The 369-nt window shown below is 38.2% G+C and carries 1 protein-coding gene; it reads right to left on the reverse strand.

Going from position 1 to position 369, the window contains the following annotated elements; translation table 11 throughout:
- The coding region (locus FGF67_RS16945; protein WP_139698924.1) for an SDR family NAD(P)-dependent oxidoreductase at nucleotides 1-369 on the reverse strand (369 nt) is incomplete at both ends.

A 369-nucleotide genomic window follows, 5' to 3' on the forward strand; every position in this document is an offset into this window, starting at 1 on the left:
GATACCGCCGCTTTGGCTCCACTATAGGCTGGTATTTTGGTTAGTGGTGTAAACGCATTCATAGAAGACACGTTTAAAATACTACACCCTGTTTGACCAACCATATCTTGCGCAAAAACTTGCGTTGGCAATAGAGTGCCTATAAAATTAAGGTTGAACACAAACTCAATGCCCTTAGGGTCTAAATCAAAAAAAGTTTTGAAACCGTCTTCTTTATTTAATAAATCCTCCGCTAAAAGAAACGGATTGCTTGTGGTTCCTAAAGGATGATTACCACCTGCTCCGTTTATTAATATATCACATCCACCAAATGCCTCATTAACTTCTTTCTTTGCTGCAATAAGCGATTCCTTTTCTAAAACATTAGCC

Origin of the sequence: Allotamlana fucoidanivorans (genome assembly GCF_006265225.1) — a bacterium.
Classification (GTDB): domain Bacteria; phylum Bacteroidota; class Bacteroidia; order Flavobacteriales; family Flavobacteriaceae; genus Allotamlana; species Allotamlana fucoidanivorans.